This window comes from Paraburkholderia sp. UCT70 (assembly GCF_050434085.1).
GTDB lineage: Bacteria > Pseudomonadota > Gammaproteobacteria > Burkholderiales > Burkholderiaceae > Paraburkholderia > Paraburkholderia tuberum.
Window position 1 is genome coordinate 1,473,392 of record NZ_JBNPVZ010000003.1, and the last position, 18,478, is coordinate 1,491,869.

The 18,478-nt window shown below is 60.3% G+C and carries 10 protein-coding genes and 5 pseudogenes; 8 read left to right on the forward strand and 7 right to left on the reverse strand.

Annotated features, from left to right (window positions below; all coding sequences use genetic code 11):
- The first annotated feature begins 90 nt into the window (after window positions 1-90).
- The 4 genes and pseudogenes from OKW41_RS24765 (at window position 91) to OKW41_RS24780 (ending at window position 8,849) form a co-directional block, all read left to right on the forward strand.
- A complete protein-coding gene (locus OKW41_RS24765; protein WP_429447476.1) occupies window positions 91-291 on the forward strand; it encodes a hypothetical protein in 201 nt (66 codons plus the stop codon).
- 30 nt (window positions 292-321) lie between these two features.
- Window positions 322-5,878: pseudogene (locus OKW41_RS24770) on the forward strand (trifunctional serine/threonine-protein kinase/ATP-binding protein/sensor histidine kinase).
- A gap of 230 nt (window positions 5,879-6,108) precedes the next feature.
- Complete coding sequence (locus tag OKW41_RS24775; RefSeq protein ID WP_429574253.1) at window positions 6,109-7,305, forward strand: porin; 1,197 nt, start codon at window positions 6,109-6,111, stop codon at window positions 7,303-7,305.
- A gap of 488 nt (window positions 7,306-7,793) precedes the next feature.
- Window positions 7,794-8,849 (forward strand): alpha/beta hydrolase, encoded by a 1,056-nt coding sequence (locus OKW41_RS24780; protein WP_429574254.1) that lies wholly within the window; start codon window positions 7,794-7,796, stop codon window positions 8,847-8,849.
- A 328-nt stretch (window positions 8,850-9,177) separates the two neighbouring features.
- Here OKW41_RS24780 and OKW41_RS24785 read toward each other — a convergent pair whose 3' ends face one another.
- Window positions 9,178-9,459: a DUF4148 domain-containing protein gene (locus tag OKW41_RS24785; RefSeq protein ID WP_429574255.1), complete on the reverse strand. Its 282-nt coding sequence runs from the start codon at window positions 9,457-9,459 to the stop codon at window positions 9,178-9,180.
- 295 nt (window positions 9,460-9,754) lie between these two features.
- Between OKW41_RS24785 and OKW41_RS24790 the strand changes: the two are divergent.
- A pseudogene (locus tag OKW41_RS24790) lies at window positions 9,755-9,913 on the forward strand (efflux RND transporter permease subunit); the annotation flags it as partial.
- 156 nt (window positions 9,914-10,069) lie between these two features.
- Here the strand turns inward: OKW41_RS24790 and OKW41_RS24795 are convergent.
- The 3 genes and pseudogenes from OKW41_RS24795 to OKW41_RS24805 form a co-directional block, all read right to left on the reverse strand.
- A pseudogene (locus OKW41_RS24795) lies at window positions 10,070-10,637 on the reverse strand (IS6 family transposase).
- Between the two features lie 433 nt (window positions 10,638-11,070).
- Entirely contained in the window at window positions 11,071-12,093 is a 1,023-nt protein-coding gene (locus OKW41_RS24800; protein ID WP_429448106.1) for an IS30 family transposase, read from the reverse strand.
- An 811-nt stretch (window positions 12,094-12,904) separates the two neighbouring features.
- Window positions 12,905-13,138 carry a hypothetical protein gene (locus tag OKW41_RS24805; RefSeq protein WP_429447464.1) on the reverse strand — a complete coding sequence of 78 codons (234 nt, stop codon included), beginning with the start codon at window positions 13,136-13,138 and terminating at the stop codon, window positions 12,905-12,907.
- A 598-nt stretch (window positions 13,139-13,736) separates the two neighbouring features.
- On the opposite strand from OKW41_RS24805, the gene OKW41_RS24810 reads away from it, so the two are divergent.
- Complete coding sequence (locus OKW41_RS24810) at window positions 13,737-14,291, forward strand: hypothetical protein (RefSeq protein ID WP_429447462.1); 555 nt, start codon at window positions 13,737-13,739, stop codon at window positions 14,289-14,291.
- Window positions 14,288-14,428 carry a hypothetical protein gene (locus OKW41_RS24815; RefSeq protein ID WP_429447460.1) on the forward strand — a complete coding sequence of 47 codons (141 nt, stop codon included), beginning with the start codon at window positions 14,288-14,290 and terminating at the stop codon, window positions 14,426-14,428. Before OKW41_RS24810 ends, OKW41_RS24815 begins: the two co-directional genes overlap by 4 nt.
- Window positions 14,429-14,481: 53 nt before the next feature.
- Here the strand turns inward: OKW41_RS24815 and OKW41_RS24820 are convergent, their stop codons facing one another.
- From OKW41_RS24820 to OKW41_RS24830, 3 genes and pseudogenes are all read right to left on the reverse strand, one after another.
- Complete coding sequence (locus OKW41_RS24820; RefSeq protein ID WP_429447458.1) at window positions 14,482-14,736, reverse strand: hypothetical protein; 255 nt, start codon at window positions 14,734-14,736, stop codon at window positions 14,482-14,484.
- Window positions 14,737-15,035: 299 nt separating this feature from the next.
- Window positions 15,036-16,196, reverse strand: a pseudogene (locus OKW41_RS24825) (IS30 family transposase).
- 220 nt (window positions 16,197-16,416) lie between these two features.
- Window positions 16,417-17,511, reverse strand: coding sequence for a hypothetical protein (locus OKW41_RS24830; RefSeq protein ID WP_429574256.1), 1,095 nt, complete (start codon window positions 17,509-17,511; stop codon window positions 16,417-16,419).
- Between the two features lie 615 nt (window positions 17,512-18,126).
- Between OKW41_RS24830 and OKW41_RS24835 the strand changes: the two are divergent.
- Window positions 18,127-18,363: pseudogene (locus OKW41_RS24835) on the forward strand (LysR substrate-binding domain-containing protein); the annotation flags it as partial.
- Between the last annotated feature and the right edge of the window lie 115 nt (window positions 18,364-18,478).

Consider the following 18,478-nt stretch of genomic DNA (forward strand, 5'->3'; position numbering starts at 1 on the left):
TGCTTACCCTATGCAGCAATTTAACGAAGTTAGTCGTCCCCTGTCGCGAACCTCATTACGCATCGGCATCGCCGGCACGCAACAGTGGCAATGGCGATCCTGGCGCTGGTGGCTGCGGAGATCGCGTTTCACGGCATGCATATGAAGGCGCCGCGCGCTAGCACCACTGCGCAAGTGTTGACGGTCGCTCACGCAACGCTCGGCGACATGCCCGGCCAGGATGAGGCGGACGAAAGCTGCCGTCTTCTTTACGGGACAGGCGGCAGTCCCGCGGCAGAGTGCGGCAGGTAAGTAACCCTCCTATGCATGGTTCCGGCCCCGATGAGTAACCGACTCCAGATCTTGTGGGACGATGGCGAGCGCGTCTTCTGTAGAGGGCGGCGCCCGGGCGATGTCGGCGGCGACAACGTCCTGATGGTGCGGCCCGCCGCCGAACCTCCGCCACCGGCCAGCCTCGATCGTCTCGCTCATGAATTCGCACTGAAAGACGAACTCGATGGCGCGTGGGCGGTGCGGCCATTGGAACTGGTTCGCGAAGAGGGCCGCACGCTACTGGTGCTCGAGGATCCTGGCGGTGAGCCGCTCGGGCGGCTGCTCGGCGCGCCCATGGAGGCGGGCAGCGTGTTGCGCCTCGCCGTCGGCATCGCCGCGGCGCTGGGCAAGCTGCACCAGCGCGGGCTTGTCCACAAGGATCTCAAGCCCGCCCATATCCTGGTGAACGGCGCGGATGGACAGGTGCGGCTCACGGGATTCGGCATCGCCTCGCGGCTGCCGCGCGAACGGCGGGCGCCCGAGCCGCCCGAGACCATCGCCGGCACGCTCGCCTACATGGCGCCCGAGCAGACCGGCCGGATGAATCGCTCGATCGATTCGCGCAGCGACCTCTATTCGCTCGGCGTCACGCTCTATCAGATGCTCACCGGCGAGCTGCCGTTTACGGCCGCCGACCCGATGGAATGGGTGCACTGCCATATCGCCAGAAAGCCGGTGCCGCCTGGCGAGCGGTTGGAGACGGTCCCCGCTGCGCTCTCCCGGATCGTCATGAAGCTGCTCGCCAAGACCGCCGAGCAGCGCTATCAGACCGCGGTCGGCGTCGAGCGGGATCTGCGACGCTGCCTCGCCAGTTGGGAGCGCGATGGCCAGCTCGACGACTTCCCGCTGGGCGAACACGACACCCCCGACCGGCTGCTGATTCCCGAGAAGCTGTACGGACGGGAGCGCGAGATCGACACCCTGGTTGCCGCGTTCGATCGGGTCGTCAAACGCGGCACGCCCGAACTGTTGCTGGTCTCCGGCTATTCCGGCATCGGCAAGTCCTCGGTCGTCAATGAACTGCACAAGGTGCTGGTGCCGCCGCGGGGGCTGTTCGCCTCCGGCAAGTTCGACCAGTACAAACGCGACATTCCCTATTCGACGCTGGCGCAGGCTTTTCAAAGTCTGGTGAGGCCGCTTCTCGGCAAGAGCGACACCGAACTGGCGAGCTGGCGCGGCGCGTTTCTGGAGGCGCTGGGCCCGAATGCACGGCTCATGACCGATCTCATCCCCGAACTGAAGCTCATCATCGGTGAGCCGATCGTGGTCCCGGAGCTCGACCCGCAGCAGGCGCAAAGCCGATTCCAGCTGGTGTTCCAGCGCTTCATCGGCGTGTTTGCCCGCCCGGAACATCCGCTCGCGCTGTTTCTCGATGATCTGCAGTGGCTCGACGCGGCGACGCTTGATCTGCTCGAGGATCTGCTCACCCGCTCGGAACTGCGATACCTGATGCTGATCGGCGCTTACCGGGACAACGAAGTCGATGCCACGCATCCGCTAATGGTCAAACTTCAGGCCATCAGGAACACAGGCGCCACGATCGCGGAAATCAGGCTCGTACCGCTCGCCCACGAGCACATAGAGAAATTGATTGCGGATGCCCTTCACTGCAAGTCGAAGCATGCCGCGGCGCTCGCGCAGCTGGTGCATGAGAAGACCGCTGGCAATCCGTTCTTCGTGATTCAGTTTCTTTACTTGCTTGCCGAAGAGGCACTACTCGCCTTCGACTATGACGCGGCGTGCTGGTGCTGGGATTTCGATCGCATCCACGCCAAGGGTTATACCGAGAATGTGGTGGACCTCATGGCCGGCAGGTTGATCCGCCTGCCGGTCGGAGCGCAGCAGGCGTTGCAGCAGCTCGCCTGCCTTGGCAACGTGGCCGCGAGCGCGATGCTTTCAATCGTTCTCGGCGCCTCGAAGATGCAGGTCAACGCGGCGCTATGGCCGGCGGTGCAGCAGGAACTGGTCGAGCGTCTGGAAGGCTCTTACAGATTCATCCACGACCGGGTGCAGGAGGCCGCCTATTCACTGATCCCGCAAACGTTGCGGGCTGAAGCCCATCTCCGGATCGGAAGGCTGCTGGTGACGCAGACGCCCACCGAGAAACGGGAAGAGGCGATCTTCGAGATAGTCAATCAGCTCAACCGCGGCGCCGCGCTGATCACCGAACAAGAGGAGCGGGACCAGCTCGCCGAGCTCAACCTGATCGCGGGCAAGCGCGCCAAGGGGGCCACCGCCTACGCCTCGGCGCTCACCTATCTCAATGCCGGTGCGGCGCTGTTGGTTGACGGATAGCTGGGAGCGCCGGCACGAGCTGATGTTTGCGCTGGAGCTGAACCGGGCCGAATGCGAGTTCCTCAGCGGTGCCCGGACAGTCGCAGAAGACCGGTTGAACGCGCTTTCGCCTCGGGCTGCAACGACCATCGAGCGTGCGTCGGTTGCCTGCCTGCTTCTGGACCTCTACACGGCGCTTGGTCAGAGCGGCCGCGCCGTTGCCGTTGGCCTCGACTATCTCCGGCATTTGGGGGTCGACTGGTCGCCGCAGCCGACAGAGGAGGACGTGCGACGCGAATACGAGCGGTTCTGGTCCCAGCTCGGGCGCCGCAGCATCGAGGATCTGATCGAACTGCCGTTGATGGCCGATCCAGCATCTCTGGCAACGATGGAGGTCCTGACCAAGCTCGTGTCGCCTGCATTCCATACGGAAAAGAATCTCTATCCCCTCGCCATGTGCTGGGCGGTCAATCTCAGCCTGGAGCGGGGCAACAGCGACGCTTCGTGCGCGACCTACGCATGGTTTGGCTGCGTCGCCAGCGCGCACTTCGGCGACCACGAGTCGGCCTATCGCTTAGGGCAACTCGGCTGCGAACTGGCAGAGCGACGCGGATTCACGCGCTTTCAGGCCCGGACCTATATGGCCGCGGGAAGTCACCTGATTCCATTCGCAAGGCAGGTCGGGACTGCACGCGATCTGCTGCGCCGTGGGTTCGAGATCGCGAGCAGGAGCGGCGATCTGCTGTTCATGGGGTGGTACAGGGGTCTCTACCTGATCGACAATCTACTCGCAGCGGGCACCCCTCTCATCGAGGTCCAACTCGAAGCCGAGGGCGGTCTCGCATTTGCACAAAAGATGCAATTGGGGCACCACGTCGAGCTCATCGCATCGTACCTCGGGCTGGTCCGGATGCTGCGCGGCTTGACGTCGACATTCGGCTCTTTCAATGACGAACAGTTCGACGAAGTCCAGATCGAGACGCGTCTGGCTAGTGACCCGCAGTTCGCGTGGATCGATTGCCTTTACCATACCCGAAAGCTGCAGGCCCACTTCCATGCTGGCAACTTTGCCGCTGCCATCCAGGCGGCGTCCAGAGCGGAACAGGTCCATCCGGGCATCTTGCGATTGCTGTTCACAGCCGCGGATCATCGCTTTTACTGTGCGCTGGCCCATGCCGCCTGTTGCGAGCGCGAACCGGCCGGCGCGCGACAGCAGCACCTGGACGTTGTCGTTGCGCACCATCACCAGCTCCGGGCCTGGGCGGACAACTGTCCGGAGAATTTCGAGGACCGCGCGGCGCTGGTCGGTGCGGAGATCGCTCGCCTTGAAGGCCGCGATGCCGACGCGATGCGCCTCTACGAACAGGCGATCCGCGCGGCGCGCGACAATGGCTTCGTCCAGAACGAGGCGATCGCGTACGAAGTGGCCGCACGCTTTTACGCCGCGCGCGGCTTCGAACAGTTTCGGCGCCTGTATTTGCGGCAGGCTCACTCCTGCTACCTGCGTTGGGGAGCCAACGGGAAGGCGCGGCAACTTGAGGAGAAGTATCCGCACCTTGGCGTGGAAGAGCCCTCGCCCCGCCTGACGAGCACAATCGGCGCGCCGGTCGAACATCTCGATCTCGCGACCGTGATCAAGGTATCGCAGGCCGTCTCGGGCGACATCGTCCTCGACAAGCTGATCGATACGCTCATGCGCACGGCGATTGAACAGGCCGGTGCCGAGCGGGGTCTGTTGATTCTTCCAGACGGCGGCGAACAACGGATAGCAGCAGAGGCGACGACCGGCGGCGACACGACCCAGGTGCAGCTGCGCGAGAAGCCGGTGACTGCGGCGGTGCTGCCGGAGTCGGTCCTCTACCATGTGCTACGCACCCGGGAGAGCGTCATTCTCAACGATGCTGCGGCCCAGCCCCCGTTTGCGACGGACCCCTACGTCCATCAGCATCGTGCCCGTTCGATTCTCTGCCTGCCGCTGATGAATCAGGCCAGGCTAACCGGCGCGCTTTACCTCGAAAACAATCTGATGACCCACGTCTTCGCACCGGCCCGCATCGCCGTGTTGAAGCTGCTCGCCTCGCAGGCGGCGATCGCGCTGGAAAATGCCCGCTTATACCGCGACCTCGCGGAGCGCGAGGCTCAGATCCGGCGTTTGGTCGACGCCAACATCATCGGGATCGTGATCCGGAACAATGAAGGTGCAATTCTCGAGGCCAATGACGCGTTTCTACGAATCGTGGGATACGACCGTGAAGATCTCGTCGCGGGTCGCGTGCGGTGGACGGAGCTGACAACTCCGGAATCACGCGACCGCTCCGCACATGCCCTGGCCGAACTTAAGAATACCGGGACCCTAAAACCGTTCGAGAAAGAGTATTTCCGCAAGGACGGCAGGCGTGTGCCTGTGCTGACCGGGGCAGCGGTCTTCGAGGAAGGCGGGAGCGCGGGTGTCGCTTTCGTGCTCGATCTGACCGAGCTCAAGCAGGCGGAGGGAAAAGTCCGCGAGAGCGAGCGGCGCTATCGTGAAGTGCAGATGGAACTGGCGCATGCGAACCGCGTAGCCACCATGGGCCAGCTCGCGTCCTCAATCGCGCATGAGGTCAACCAGCCGATCGCCGCGACGGTCACCAACGCCGCAGCCGCGCTGCGCTGGCTGGACGCCCAGCCGCCTGACGTCGAGGAGGTGCGGCAGGCGCTCCGCCGTATCGTCAACGACGGTAATCGCGCGGGGGACGTGATCGGACGGATCCGTCAACTGATCAGGAAGGCGCCACCACGCAAGGAAACGGTGGATATCAACGAGGCGATTCGCGAGGTGATCGAGCTCACCCGTGGCGAAATCGTGAAGCACGGCGCCTCGGTGAAGACGCGACTTGCAGACGGCTTGCCCTTCATCGAAGGAGACCGTGTCGAATTGCAACAGGTCCTCCTGAACCTGGTCATCAACGCAATCGAGGCCATGAGCGACGTCAGCGATGGCGCGCGGGAAGTACTGATCAGCACGGGAAACGCCCACGCTGACTGCGTACTTGTGACCGTGCGCGATTCGGGGCCGGGCTTTGCCCCGGACAGCACCCCCGAGCATGTTTTCGCCTCGTTCTACACAACGAAGCCCACCGGTTTGGGCATGGGGCTGTCGATCTGCCGTTCGATCGTCGAGGCACACGGCGGCCAATTGTGGGCGAACGCGAACGAGCCTCGCGGCGCGATCTTTCAATTCACGGTGCGCGCTCACCAGAAAGTTCAAGCGGTTGCTGAAAGGCATTGCCTTCAGGGACGGCGAGCCGGTTAAGGACGATCACGGGGCTCGTCAAATTCGCCGCGTGAAGATCCTACTTATCAAGCCGTACACACACCACTCCTGGTGTTAGCTCCGTGACGTGAAAATTACATGTTTGACATATTTGTATAAAACACACAGTGTCCATATTTCAAGAAATTCACCATGTATACAAGGCTAGACTTTCGTCTCCCGCAAACGCTGCCCTGTTTGCGAGGAGTACTCAGTTATGGAGAGTCTTGATGAAGTACAAAGCATTGTCCGCCACGCTGCTTGCTGCACTCGGCACGACCGCAGCATATGCGCAAAGCAGCGTGACCCTGTACGGCCTGCTGGATGAAGGCATTAGTTATAGCAACAACACCGGCGGTCACAGCAATGTCAAGTTGACCGACGCCATGATGCAAAGCAATCGTTGGGGCCTGAGAGGCGCCGAAGATCTGGGTGGTGGCCTGAAGGCACTGTTCGTGCTGGAAAACGGCTTCACGCTGAGCAACGGCAAGCTTGGCCAGGGTGGCCGCGAATTCGGCCGAAGCGCCTATGTCGGCCTGTCGAGCAGCCAGTTCGGCACCCTGACCATGGGTCGTCAGAACGAATTCATGTACGACTGGGTCAGCCATGTATCGATGGAAAACTTCAACGGCGCAGGTGGCAATACCTTCGCGCACGTGATGGACAACGACAACATGCTCGGAACGTTCCGCGTCAACAACGCGGTGAAATACCAGAGCCCGAATTACTATGGCCTGACCGTCGGCGCCTTGTATGGCCTCTCGAACCAGGCCGGCGGCTTCGCGAACAACCGTGCGTACAGTTTTGGTGCCATGTACAACAACGGGCCGATTCTTGCGACGTTGGGTTACACGCAGATCAACAACAACATCAGCAGCCTCAACAACAGTGGCGCAGTTGATAACAGCGCCAACGGCAGCGGCACCGGTGACCAGAACTTCACCGCAGGGCGTCAGCGTACCTTCGGTGGCGGCTTGAACTACGCGTTCGGCCCGGCCAAAGTTGGTTTTGTGATTACGGACACCAAGCTGAACAACGCAACCGCTTTCCCCGGCGGCGGTACGTTGACGGCTGCAAACGCCGCTTATGTTCATTTCACGAACTATGAAGTGAACGCGCATTACAGCCTGACCTCGGCATTGACCCTGGGCGCAGCTTACACTTTCACCGATGGCAAGTTCGACAATGCTGGGAACGCGGCATCGCCGAAGTGGAACCAGCTCAGCCTGTTGTCGGATTACGCCCTGTCGAACCGCACGGACGTGTACGCAGTCGCCAACTGGTCACACCTGAGCGGCGGTCTGAACTCGGCGGCACCGGGTAATTCGAGCTTGACTGCATTTGAAGGCGCAAGCTCCTATGTCGGCGGGATTGCGGCAACGAAGAACCAGGTGGTCGTGGGCGCTGGTCTGCGCACCCGCTTCTAAGGCCTGATCGAACGGTTGAGGAACGCCGGGCTTGCGGCGATTCGCGTGCGGCAGGCAGGCGTGTTTCTCAACCGGCGGTGACTGATATTTGTATCGTTGAGGCCCGATTCGTGGGAGCGGAACATTCGCTTCCCCGGGAGAGAGCCGAGTATTGAAGGGGTGACAAGCTACCTCAACTGCGTTATTCGAGCGCGAGACGCTTGATAACGTTGCCGGTAGTCCCTGTCACCGAGAAGCGTTCTCCGAGAATCAGTTGGCCCGCCCATTCTGGCGGGCTTTTTTTGGGGGTGACCGTGCCGATCGCGCCGAGCCGAACACAACGCTGACGAAAGCGGCTTGACGGTGTGATATTTCCACGCGGACATCGAGCACAAAAAGATCACACCATGAGCGTCGGTGACGATCAGGAATTCGGACGGATTCGCGCCCTGAAACCATTCGAGATCGTTTATGAACTCGCGCTTTAAGCAAGCAAACGGAAGTCATCCATGAAATTCACGAAGTTGTTTGTACTCGCGTGCGCTGCATTCGTGGGTGTTTCGGGCGTTGCGCTCGCCGGAGACGACGCGCTTGCCCCGCGGCAGGTGCCCGCAACGGTCCTGCCAATGCCGGCAGATGTTAGCCCCGAATTGCAAAAGCTCATCGCGGCGCCCTATAACCCAGCATGGAATGTATTGTGGACCACGGGCGAGCAATGGAGAGTGGCTGCCAACGCGCAGGCTGCCAAGGTCATGCAAACCCAACCGGCCATGCGCGAACGCCTCGGTGTGACGGTGCTGCCCAATACAATCAACGGTGTGAGGGTGTACGTCGTCACGCCCGATGTTATTCCGCCCGATCACCACGACAAGGTGCTAATTCACATTCATGGCGGCTGCTATGAGCTTTACCCGGGCGAGGCGGGCACGAACGAAGCCGTCATCATGGCGGGCCTGGGGCATTACAAGGTGATTTCTGTCGACTACCGAATGCCGCCTGAGGGTTACTTCCCCGCTGCGCTTGACGATGTCGAGACGGTCTACAAGGCGGTACTGCGGGCGAACGATGCGAAGAACGTGGGCGTTTTTGGGACCTCGGCGGGTGGTGCTTTGGTGCTGGAGCTGATGCTGCGCGCGAAACAGGAAGGCCTGCAAATGCCCGGCGCGATCGCGCCAGGTACGCCGATGTCGGACCTCACGAAGACTGGCGATTCGTTCTACACCAATGAAAAGGTCGACAACGTCCTGGTGTCACGCGATGGATTCTGCGATGCCGCGGCCGTAGTCTATGCGCACGGCCATGATCTCAAAGACCCACTGCTCTCACCAGTCTACGGAGACATGCACGGTTTTCCGCCGGCTATCCTGACCACGGGAACCCGGGACCTGCTGCTCAGCAACACCATTCGCGTGCATCGGAAGCTTCGGGAGGCGGGTATCGATGCACAACTCGAGGTCTTTGACGGCATGTCGCACGCGCAGTACCAAATGGATGACCGCATACCCGAGACAAAAGAAGCGTTTGGTGAAATTACCGAGTTCTTCAACAAGCACCTCGGTCATTGACCAGGCTTCTACTATAGGGCTGTCGTCATTCCTCTCGTTACTACTGCCGCCGTGATGACTACCGCGAGGCAATTCTGGATTATGTCGTGCAGCAGGAGCACTGCCTGATCGCGATGGAATCGTGCGCCGGGACGCAGTTTCTGGCGACCAAACCGCAAATGCTCGGTCACGAAGTACGGCTCGCTCCGGCGCAGTTTGCCGCACCATTTCGCAAATCGAACAAGACCGACTTTAGTGACACAGAGGCAATTGCCGAAGCAGCCGCAAGAGGTCACATGAGGTTTTCGCGCATCAAGAGGGCTCGCACCCGGCGACCCCATTCTCAACTTTATTCCGACGCCGGGTGCGCCGCCGGCATGCCCGCCGTGCGAATTGCCTCAGTACCGTGTGTGCCATGCTGGATCGCATAGATCTCCCGATTGCGCGCGATCTCTGCGGCCGTCGGCGGATAGTCGCTTTTGGACGTCGGCACCAGCCCTTCGGCCTGTGCCTGCTTCAACTGCGCAATGACTTCGGCGCGTGTCAATCCCGACGACGTGGTTTGAGCAAAAGCGTTTGCGCCGAACGGCAAGCTAAGTGCAGCAACGGCAATCGCGGTAAGCAGTTTCATGATGTCTCTCCGGGTAGTGGCAAGAAGTGAGTGGCCTGAACCACGCTTCCCATTCTCGTCATTTCACCTTTCGGAGCACTGACCCGCAGATTACCTTTTTGTTATCCAGGCATTGCCTCGTGAAACGTCACGTCACCGCACGTTCGCATCAACGCCCAGGTAACGGAACGGTAATCCAGCCCGACCGCGCCCCGTAAGGGCTCCAACATCACACTCCTGAGTCGAGAAGCCCGCGTCACGCGCTCTGACAGCGCAGCAACGCCGTGACTTCATGGCCTCATTTCAGGAACCCGTCATGTGGATTGTCCGGCTCGCGCTGCGCCGCCCATATACCTTCGTGGTCCTCGCCGTACTGATCCTTATCGTCGGCCCGCTTGCGATACTGCGCACGCCGACCGATATCTTCCCAAACATCGATATCCCGGTGGTCAGCATCGTCTGGACATACAACGGCTCTTTAACGACCGGCTGTTGCTCGGATTGAAGGGCACCATGAGCGAGGCCGAACTGCATATCCTGCGTGCCCGTCTGGATGGGGATATTCGCAACAAGGTCGCCCGTGGCGCATTGCGGAGGGAATGACGATGGAAGGTGATATGACAAGGACACCTTAGATAACCAGGGAATAGAATTGCTCGGCGACGCCCGGATGGGTTCCTTCCGCCGTTATCACCTGCCCTTTCCTGATCATGTGGACCACGTCGATGCCGGACAGGATGATGCGGGCACACCGGAAATCCTTGAAACCCAGCATCGGCCTGATGATGCGTTTGATGGCCCTGTGGTCCTGCTCGACAATGTTGTTCAGATACTTTGGCTGGCGGATCTTGATCGGGCTCTCGCGTTCGGCGTTGATCGCCTCAAGCGTCGCCCCTGACCTTGACATAGGTCTCATCAACGCACCAGCTCATGCCTACCGGCCGCTTGTGCTTGTGAAACGCCTTCTCGAACACGGGAACGAGCTTGATCACCCATCGGTGCACCGTCGAACGATCCACCTCAAAACCGCGTTCCGCCATCATTTCTTCGAGATCACGCAGGCTCAGCGAATACACCACGTACCACCGTACGCACAGCAAAATCACGTCCAGTGGATAATGCAGGCGCTTGAGCACCCTGGCCAGGCCCGAAGGCAGTGTCTTGCGCGGCGTCTCGTTGGACTCGTCATCTCTATACATTCGCTAATTTCTGGCCTCCCAATTCTATCCCACCCGCTTAGCGCGACAGAACCCTGGCGGCGCTGCGCCGACATTTTCAACGGGATGCATAGCCTTTGTGGTATGTGAAAACATGCCAGAAGATCGGTTTCCTAAGATAAGTTTTCTTCTCATCGCGGTAATTGCTACCCGGTATTCCGGCCTATAGAAAGTGGTCTAGCAACTACAGACTTTTTAGAGCGCCATTTCGCTGGCTAAATCTTTGAGATTCGCCGCTCGGAAACGGTGCGCGCGAATGACGCAACATGGCCGGATGCACTCGGTGGGCTACGAGGCCGCAAAGCAGCCACTGCCCGACCGAGTGCATCCGACCGTCGGCTTACGCGGTTGGATACTGAACCCATACTGTCGGACATATGCAGGGCGGTTTCAAGAGTGAAGCGCAACAGCGGGTTTAATGTTTAGAGCCTTGAGGTTGACTTGCTGAAGCAAGGGTCGCGGCGAAGACCTCGAACGGCGAATGGAAGGCATGAGTTGCACGAGGTCGGCTGTTCAGACTGTCGGCGATAGCGTCAAGTTCGTCCTGACTGTAGACCGAAAGGTCCGTGCCTTTGGGCAGATACTGGCGCAGCAGCCCGTTGGTGTTTTCGCAAGTGCCGCGTTGCCAGGGACTGTGCGGGTCGCAGAAGTACACCTTCACGCCGGTTGCGGCGGTGAGTTCTTGATGCCGCGACATTTCTTTGCCCTGGTCGTAGGTGAAGCTCTGCCGTAATGGCGCGACAATCGAATTGAGTTTGGCGGAGAAGCCGGCCAGCGCTGAAGCGGCGGTGGCATCTTCCATCCTGGCAAGCAGCACCAGACGGCTGGTCCGTTCGACCAGCACGCCTACCGAGGACTGGTTGCCGGCACCCTTGATGAAGTCGCCTTCCCAGTGCCCAGGCAGCAGTCGGTCTTCGATTTCGGGCGGCCGCACATGAATACTGACCATGTCGGGAATCTGTCCGCGCCGGTCTGTGCCCCGTGTACGCGGCATGCGCGTGCTGTGGCCATGGCGCAAGCACGCAATGAGCTGACGGCGCAGTTCGCCGCGCGGCTGGGCGTAGATAGCCGTGTAGATGGTTTCGTGCGAAACCTGCTGGGTCGGGTCGGTCGGATACATACGCTTCAGTGTGCCCGATATCTGCTGAGGTGACCATTTCCACTCGAGCAGAGTGAGAACGATGCGCCAGCAGACGCTTTGCAGGCAAAGCTTTGGGGGGCGGCGACCCGCGCTGCGGCGTGCGGCACTGAGCGCTTCAGCCGACACGGACGCGTAGCCAGCAGGCAAGCTGTTTCGCGCCAGTTCACGGCTAACGGTGGCTGGCGAGCGACCGAGTATCCGGGCCATGGCCCGGATACTCGAACCCTGCAGATGCAGACTTGCAATGATCAGGCGCTCTTCAGGCTGAAGTTGTTGATACTGAGTTCTTTCGTGCATCGCAACACCTTATACGAAACAGGTGTTGCACTTCAGATTTGAGGCCGCCCAGTCATTGGTCCTCGCATTCCAGCGGACATTCGAACGTCGGCTGCGCGAACGGCTGCGTCTTGGCAACGGACATTCGAGCGCCAATCGTGTTCGTCGCGTTGCGGCGCGTCAAGCGTCAAGCTAGTTGTCGCCTCACTCATGCAGTTAAAGGCTGCTGATCACCGGCGCCCGGACTTTCCGAGACGCGTCCGCCGTCGCGCGAGCCCGCAGACGGCCCATATGGTGGTCGCGGAGGTGGCGTTTCCCGAGTGGGCGCGCGCGAGTGAGCTAAGGCAGGCCACCTTTCAGGGCATGCGCTACGACAGGGACGCCAAGGAGGTGAGGCGCGAGGGCTCCTCGCTGCGCCAATGTGCGCTTCGGGAATGGCCGTTTCGGCAGCGTTTCTACAACTGGTGCACAAGAGAGGAAGACTATGCTGACCCGCTTTGCTTCTGTTTGCCGTATGCGGATTCGGCATTTTGCTCACGGTGGCCGAAGTCGAGAGTGCGTCGTTTAACGGAGCAGAACGCCGTTGCACAGTGGGATGGTCCATTCAAACGGAGGCGCTGCGGGCAGACACCATCGCAAGCTTCCAGGAGCCGGTGGCGTTCATGTCTGCGTGAAGCGCTGGACTATGGCGGGAGGCGTGCAACCACGTTCATAGATTCGGCGTTAGCTTCCGCACAGAGGTTATCTCATGATCTGAAGACTGCCTAATGGACGACTTCTTGACGCATGCGCCGCGAATCGCCATTCGAGAGCGCCTCGTCCTCGGTAAGCGCTAGTTATCGGCTGGCGTCTCCACCAATGTCCCGATCAGGCGCAGCAGTTCGGCATGCTCCGGCCCTTTGCCATCTCGAACAAGGAAGTCGCCAATTGAGATGTCGGACGGCCGGCCACCTGACGAGAAGTTGGGCTCATGTCGGACGAAAACCCGGCCAGAGTCGTATTCGTGGACGAGCGACCAACGGTCTCCGTTCGCGCTCCTGTAAAGCTCTCGCGCCTTTTGAGTCATGGCCCCTCCTATTCGGGCTAAGCATACAACGGCCGGGACGTCGCTGACAGGGTGTCAACGTGGTTTTAGCGATCGAATCGATCACGGCGATGATGCCGCGACATACGCGATCTTCGGTCCACCCTTTCGGTCAACCGGCCGGAACTCGACCTTATGGAACGTATCGACCAGGCGCGCGTTGCCTTGCTTGAAAGTCAGTCGGCGCAAATAAAAGAACGCGTCGCAGTGATCCAGTTCCCGGTGGCGTTGTTTCGCGCAAGGGGAGGGGCAGCAAATACCGGATGGTGTTCATCAAGTGGCGCACCCTCAATGAGATTCGACAGACAGCACGCACCGGCTGTGCCTGAGGACTCGACAATCTTGATTGTCGCCCTGGAAAGGGACATCGAGCTTGGTCAGTCAGGCGGTGTGAGCCAGCAGGCATCGCGCGCCATCCCGCAAATCACCGCTGCGCGCCGCTCCTGCGAATTTCGCTGGTTTCACCAATCCACTCGCGTCAAAATGTGGAATGCGCCGCTCTCGCGATGCGTCTGCCAGCTTTCGCGCAATCGGCTACTGCATCGATCGAGACAAGCCATCCGGAGCGAGGAAAAGGATCATGCAGAGCGCGATTCGGCGGCATTGCCTGAACGTTGTCGCGCTGGCGACCTATCTCGCGTTGGCAGCCGTCAGTACGAGTCTGACTGGCTGCAGTTCACTTTACAGTGAAGGCGCCACTGCGGGTGCCGGTATCGCCGGGGCGGCCATCGCCGGCACGGTGACCAACAACGCGGCCGTTGCCACCGGCATCGGCCTCGGCGCAGTGGCCGCTGCCCGAGCCGGCGTGCAGTACTCGGAACGCGTGATGCACGCGTATACGCAGGCGCAGATTGCGGCCGCGGCGGGACCGCTCGCGGTCGGCGCCGTGGCACCCTGGTTCACCAGGCACAGCGTACCGATCGAGCCAGACGAAAAAGGCCGCGTGACTGTGAGCCGGGAGATTAGTACCGGTATGCTCGACTGCAAGGAGATTGTCTTTTCCGTCGATACCGATGCGAAGAAGGATCAGCCCGCGACCAGTTCGTTCTACATCGCTGCGGTGTGCCGTGATGGCGATGACTGGAAATGGGCCTCGGCGGAACCGGCCACGGCACGCTGGGGTGCGCTGCAATGAAGCGCCGCCTTGATGCGATGCTTGCGGCCGGCGTTGTGGCGAGTTTGACGGTAATGATGAGTAGCTGCGCGTCGATCGGCAACGTAACGGTCGACCCGCCGTCGCAGTCCTCTCGCGCGCTGACCGTGATGATGTAGCCTCGGTGCACCTGTTGCTCTTCCATGGCCAACTCCAGACAACAAATGCGATGTTATTCAGCGATGCCGGCGAGGTCTTCGATGTCGTTTTCAATCCGTCCTCGCGCTTCAACCGCCGCTTCCTCCGTAGTTTTTGCGATCAGTGGGAAAACCAGTCCGTTCCCTTTGAATGCGCCGGCGAAATGGACCCATGCCGCGTAAGAACATACGCCGGATTCGAGCCGACAAATATTCAGAACTACATCATAGGTACGCTGCAGTCCCTGTCGACGCGCGTATTGAAATCTGTACACCTCGGTATCAGGCATGACGACCTCTTCCGCATTTTAAGCCTTAAGGGAAGGTTGCTACGTAGCGACGAAGATCTGCGCTCGTCGCTCGGCATAGCGCGGCTTCCTCCGTTCATACGAGGTTACGCCCTTCCGTATAGGTTGCGAAGGCACGGTCAGCGCGCCGCACAATTACGTTGACCGGGCCGCTCGGCAACGGTGCACTGGCGTCACTTGATCGCCGACGGGGGCGATTGGGTTCGTCCGTACCCGGCCAGGAAGCGTCACTCGCCCACATGATCGTTCGGCCGTTCAGACGTCCGATTCACCCGGCGGATTCAACCGGTCGATGCAATAGTTCGATGGAACCGTTCAGCCGGCGTTTCGTAATCCAGGGTCTTTCGTGGACGCTCGTTCAGCCTTCGAGCCACGGCGTTGAGTTTGGCCTGTGAGTAGACCGACAGATCGATGCCTTTCGGGAAGTATTGTCTTAACAGGCCATTGGTGTTTTCATTCGAGCCCCGGTGCCAGGGGTGTTTCGGATCGCAGAAGTACACGGCAATGTCGGTGGCAATGGTGAACCGTTTATGGTTCGCCATCTCTGATCCCCGATCCTACGTAAGCGATTTATACAGTTCCTTCGGCAGCTTTCCAGCATGTCTGATGAGCGCATTGACTACTGTTTCGCTGTCCTTGCTGGCGATCTTCACCAGCATCACATAGCGCGTCTGACGCTCGACAAGCGTTGCAATCTGGCTACCGCCACTGCCACACAGGAGATCGCCTTCCCAGTGTCCCGGCACCGCGCGATCTTCCACGGTGGCGAGGCGTTCACTGATTGATACCGCTTCGCGGATTCTGCCGTGGTCGTCCGTTTTCTGCGTGTGATGGCGCGAGCGACGCATGGCCCGGGTGCGCCGTAGATGCTCCAGCAGTTCTTTCTTCAGTGCACCCCGTGCCTGAATGAAAAGACTGCGGTAGATGGTCTCGTGTGACACGCGGTAGTCCTCGTTGCCCCGCCAGGCTCGTTTGAGCCATCCAGCAATCTGCTGGGGCGACCACTGCAACTGGAGCTTGTTGGCCACGATATGGGCCAGCGTCCGGTGCTCGACCAGTTTGCAGACTTTCGGGCGCAGCGACCGATCCCATGCCAGCTGGTCGGCGTGGCTGGCCCGATAGCCGCCCTGCCCACTGTTGCGCTTGATCTCGCGACAGACCGTGGACGGTGATCGCGACAGTCGCCGGGCGACTGACTGAATCGAATCACCCGCGACGAGGCCTCGCGAAATCTCCTCGCGTTCGGCAAGCGTCAGCGCCAGCCTGGATCGCTGGCGGGGTGCAGGCTGGATTCCTCCAGTTTGCGCCAGAATTCCCTGTACTGACGAGTGATTGCGGTCAAATAGCTGGGCGATGTGCTGCAACGACTCGCCTTTGCGCCAGCGTTCCCACATCAATGCCTTCTGGCTTTCGCTGTAATAGATCCGGCGCCTCTGTTTCATTTGCAACAGTCCCGCCGCTCATGCGACGTTCATTGTGTTGCATCGACCGGTTGAATCCGCCAGGCCCGTCAGCCGATCGACGGTTCTGGCCGGCAACCGACTCATGCGCTTCGGTGCGCAGCTTCAACCTCGCCAGGCTGCCATCGGCAGCACGCGATATGTAACCGACGGCGAGTTCCAGCATCGCCGTCAGGCATTCATTTACGTCGACGAGAAAAGCTCAGGGTGCGTATCGCGACGCGTAGCTCGCAGCACGCGCAGCCAACTGTGCTTGTCGTTCCGCCGCAGTAACGTACTTTGTCGTCGCGGGGAGAATAGTCCGAACGTCACTGAGCTTCACAAGCTGGGCTGATGCCGATGGTCCCTGCGAAGCGGGTGTCGCGGGTAGTCCCTGCCAGCGCGGGTTGAGGAAGCCCTGGTGCAGACCTGCAGTGTCGACCCAGTTGTAGACGCCAGGGTCTTTGGGGGATATCACGAACTTGTACGTGCCATCCGGATTGGGTACCGCTTGGGTGTTGTTCAACGTCTGAGTGTGGTTGATGTAGTCGGTCGTGATCGTCCACCGTCCATAGGCCGGCGCGATGAAGTATTTTGCCCCGCCGAGGTTGACGTTGAGAACAAGCGCTTCGTCATCGGCAAGCTGGAATGCAGCATATGACGCCGCCTGGTTGGCGAGGCGCCCCCCGGTGCCGCCAAGCGATGGCGCGGGGAGCGTATTGGCAGGCTGAGCGTACGCAAGGGTGTTGTAGGCAATAAAGGGCGCAGCCGCAGCCGAAGTTTGTAGTGTCGCTGCCAGGGTCGTGGCGAGCGCGTCAGCAGTTTGGGATTGCGTCGAGGCGGACGGGGTCCGCTTTATCGCCAGACTGTTGAACTGTTGGACTCCCCATTCGTTGATCGTATCGCGCACGAAGATAGACGCGGCTCCCGAGACGAGCTGGATCTGGTTGCCGCCTCCGGTTGGCGACGAGTTAGCGTTAATGAAGAAACTGCCGTCCGCGTTGGTGCCGAGCTGATCGCCGGCGAGGTTGGAGAGCGTTGCGTTGGTGCTGCTATAGAGGCTGAAATTGAAATCGACAGGCTTTTGCCCGTGCACTTTTCCGGTGATGACGTAGCTCGACGCAGGGTCAACCGGGATGCTGCGGTATAGGGTGTCCGGGTTATCAAATGTTGTCCGCGATCCGGGCACGCTCATTCCGTACCAGTTGTGCGGGGCTGCTAGAAACGAAACCACCTTCGGGTCGTTGGCATTGCCCGAAGCAAGCGATAGCGCGAAGGCGAACACACTCTCATCTACAGCCTCATCGAGATTTGCCAACGCCTCATCCGGTACGCCACCGGTTGTTTGCGCAGCCGCTAGCCACTTTGCTTAAAGCGTGGCTTTCGCCGCAATCACAGCGGGCGACTGAACAACAGTGATTGCAAGTTTTTCGGCTGCCAACTGATCCGTGCTCGCCAAAGGGTTTGGGCTATCCGCAATACTGCTTCCTCCGCAGGCATCCAGGACGAATGGGAGTGCGGCCAAGGCTATCAAACGTCGGTTGAACATGTTGAGCGTGTGTAAGTTATTGGAATGCTTGAGCGCACAATCTATAGGGCGTTGAAAAGCGGCGGAACCAAGAGAAACGAATATGGAAAGTCTTTCTTCGGCTATGCCGCGTGCTTTCGAACCAGGAGCTCGGCGTAGACGCCATTGTTCGGTCGTGTCCTCGGAGAAGGAGACAATCAGTTTCTAGGAGGGGCGTCTCTGGCCAAAAAGGATTCGATAAGCGGCCGCACCTGCCCGGCGTCCGAGCGCAATGGGAACGCTGATTCGCAGCGTCCCAGTCGGCGTCGCGCTTCGCGCAGCAATTGCCGTCTCGGTCTCTTCGAGGTCTTCGAGGATTCGGGCGCGGCGAGGAGCCGGGCAGCTTCACCCTAATTTTTCGTCCCGGCCATGCCAGACTTTTTTGCGCGTTATCCCGACATCCAGGTCGAGTTGAGCGTCGGTAACCGGTCGGTCGATTTGATTGCCGAGAACCTCGACTGTGTGCTGCGTCTCGAGCCGTTACTCAGCGACTCGCTGATCACGCGCTCGGCCGGTACGCTGCCGCGCTTGACCTGCGCGTCGCCCGCCTACATCCAGCGCCACGGCCTGCCGCGCGAGCCCGCCGACCTCGTGCAAGGTCATACGATCGTCCGTATTCGTCGAGTGGGCAATCGAACTTCTCAGGGCAAGCGAACCCGCCTGATTCCTCGCGTCGTTACGCTTCGCGCGGTGGCGTCCTGGTCGACGCGGATCTGCG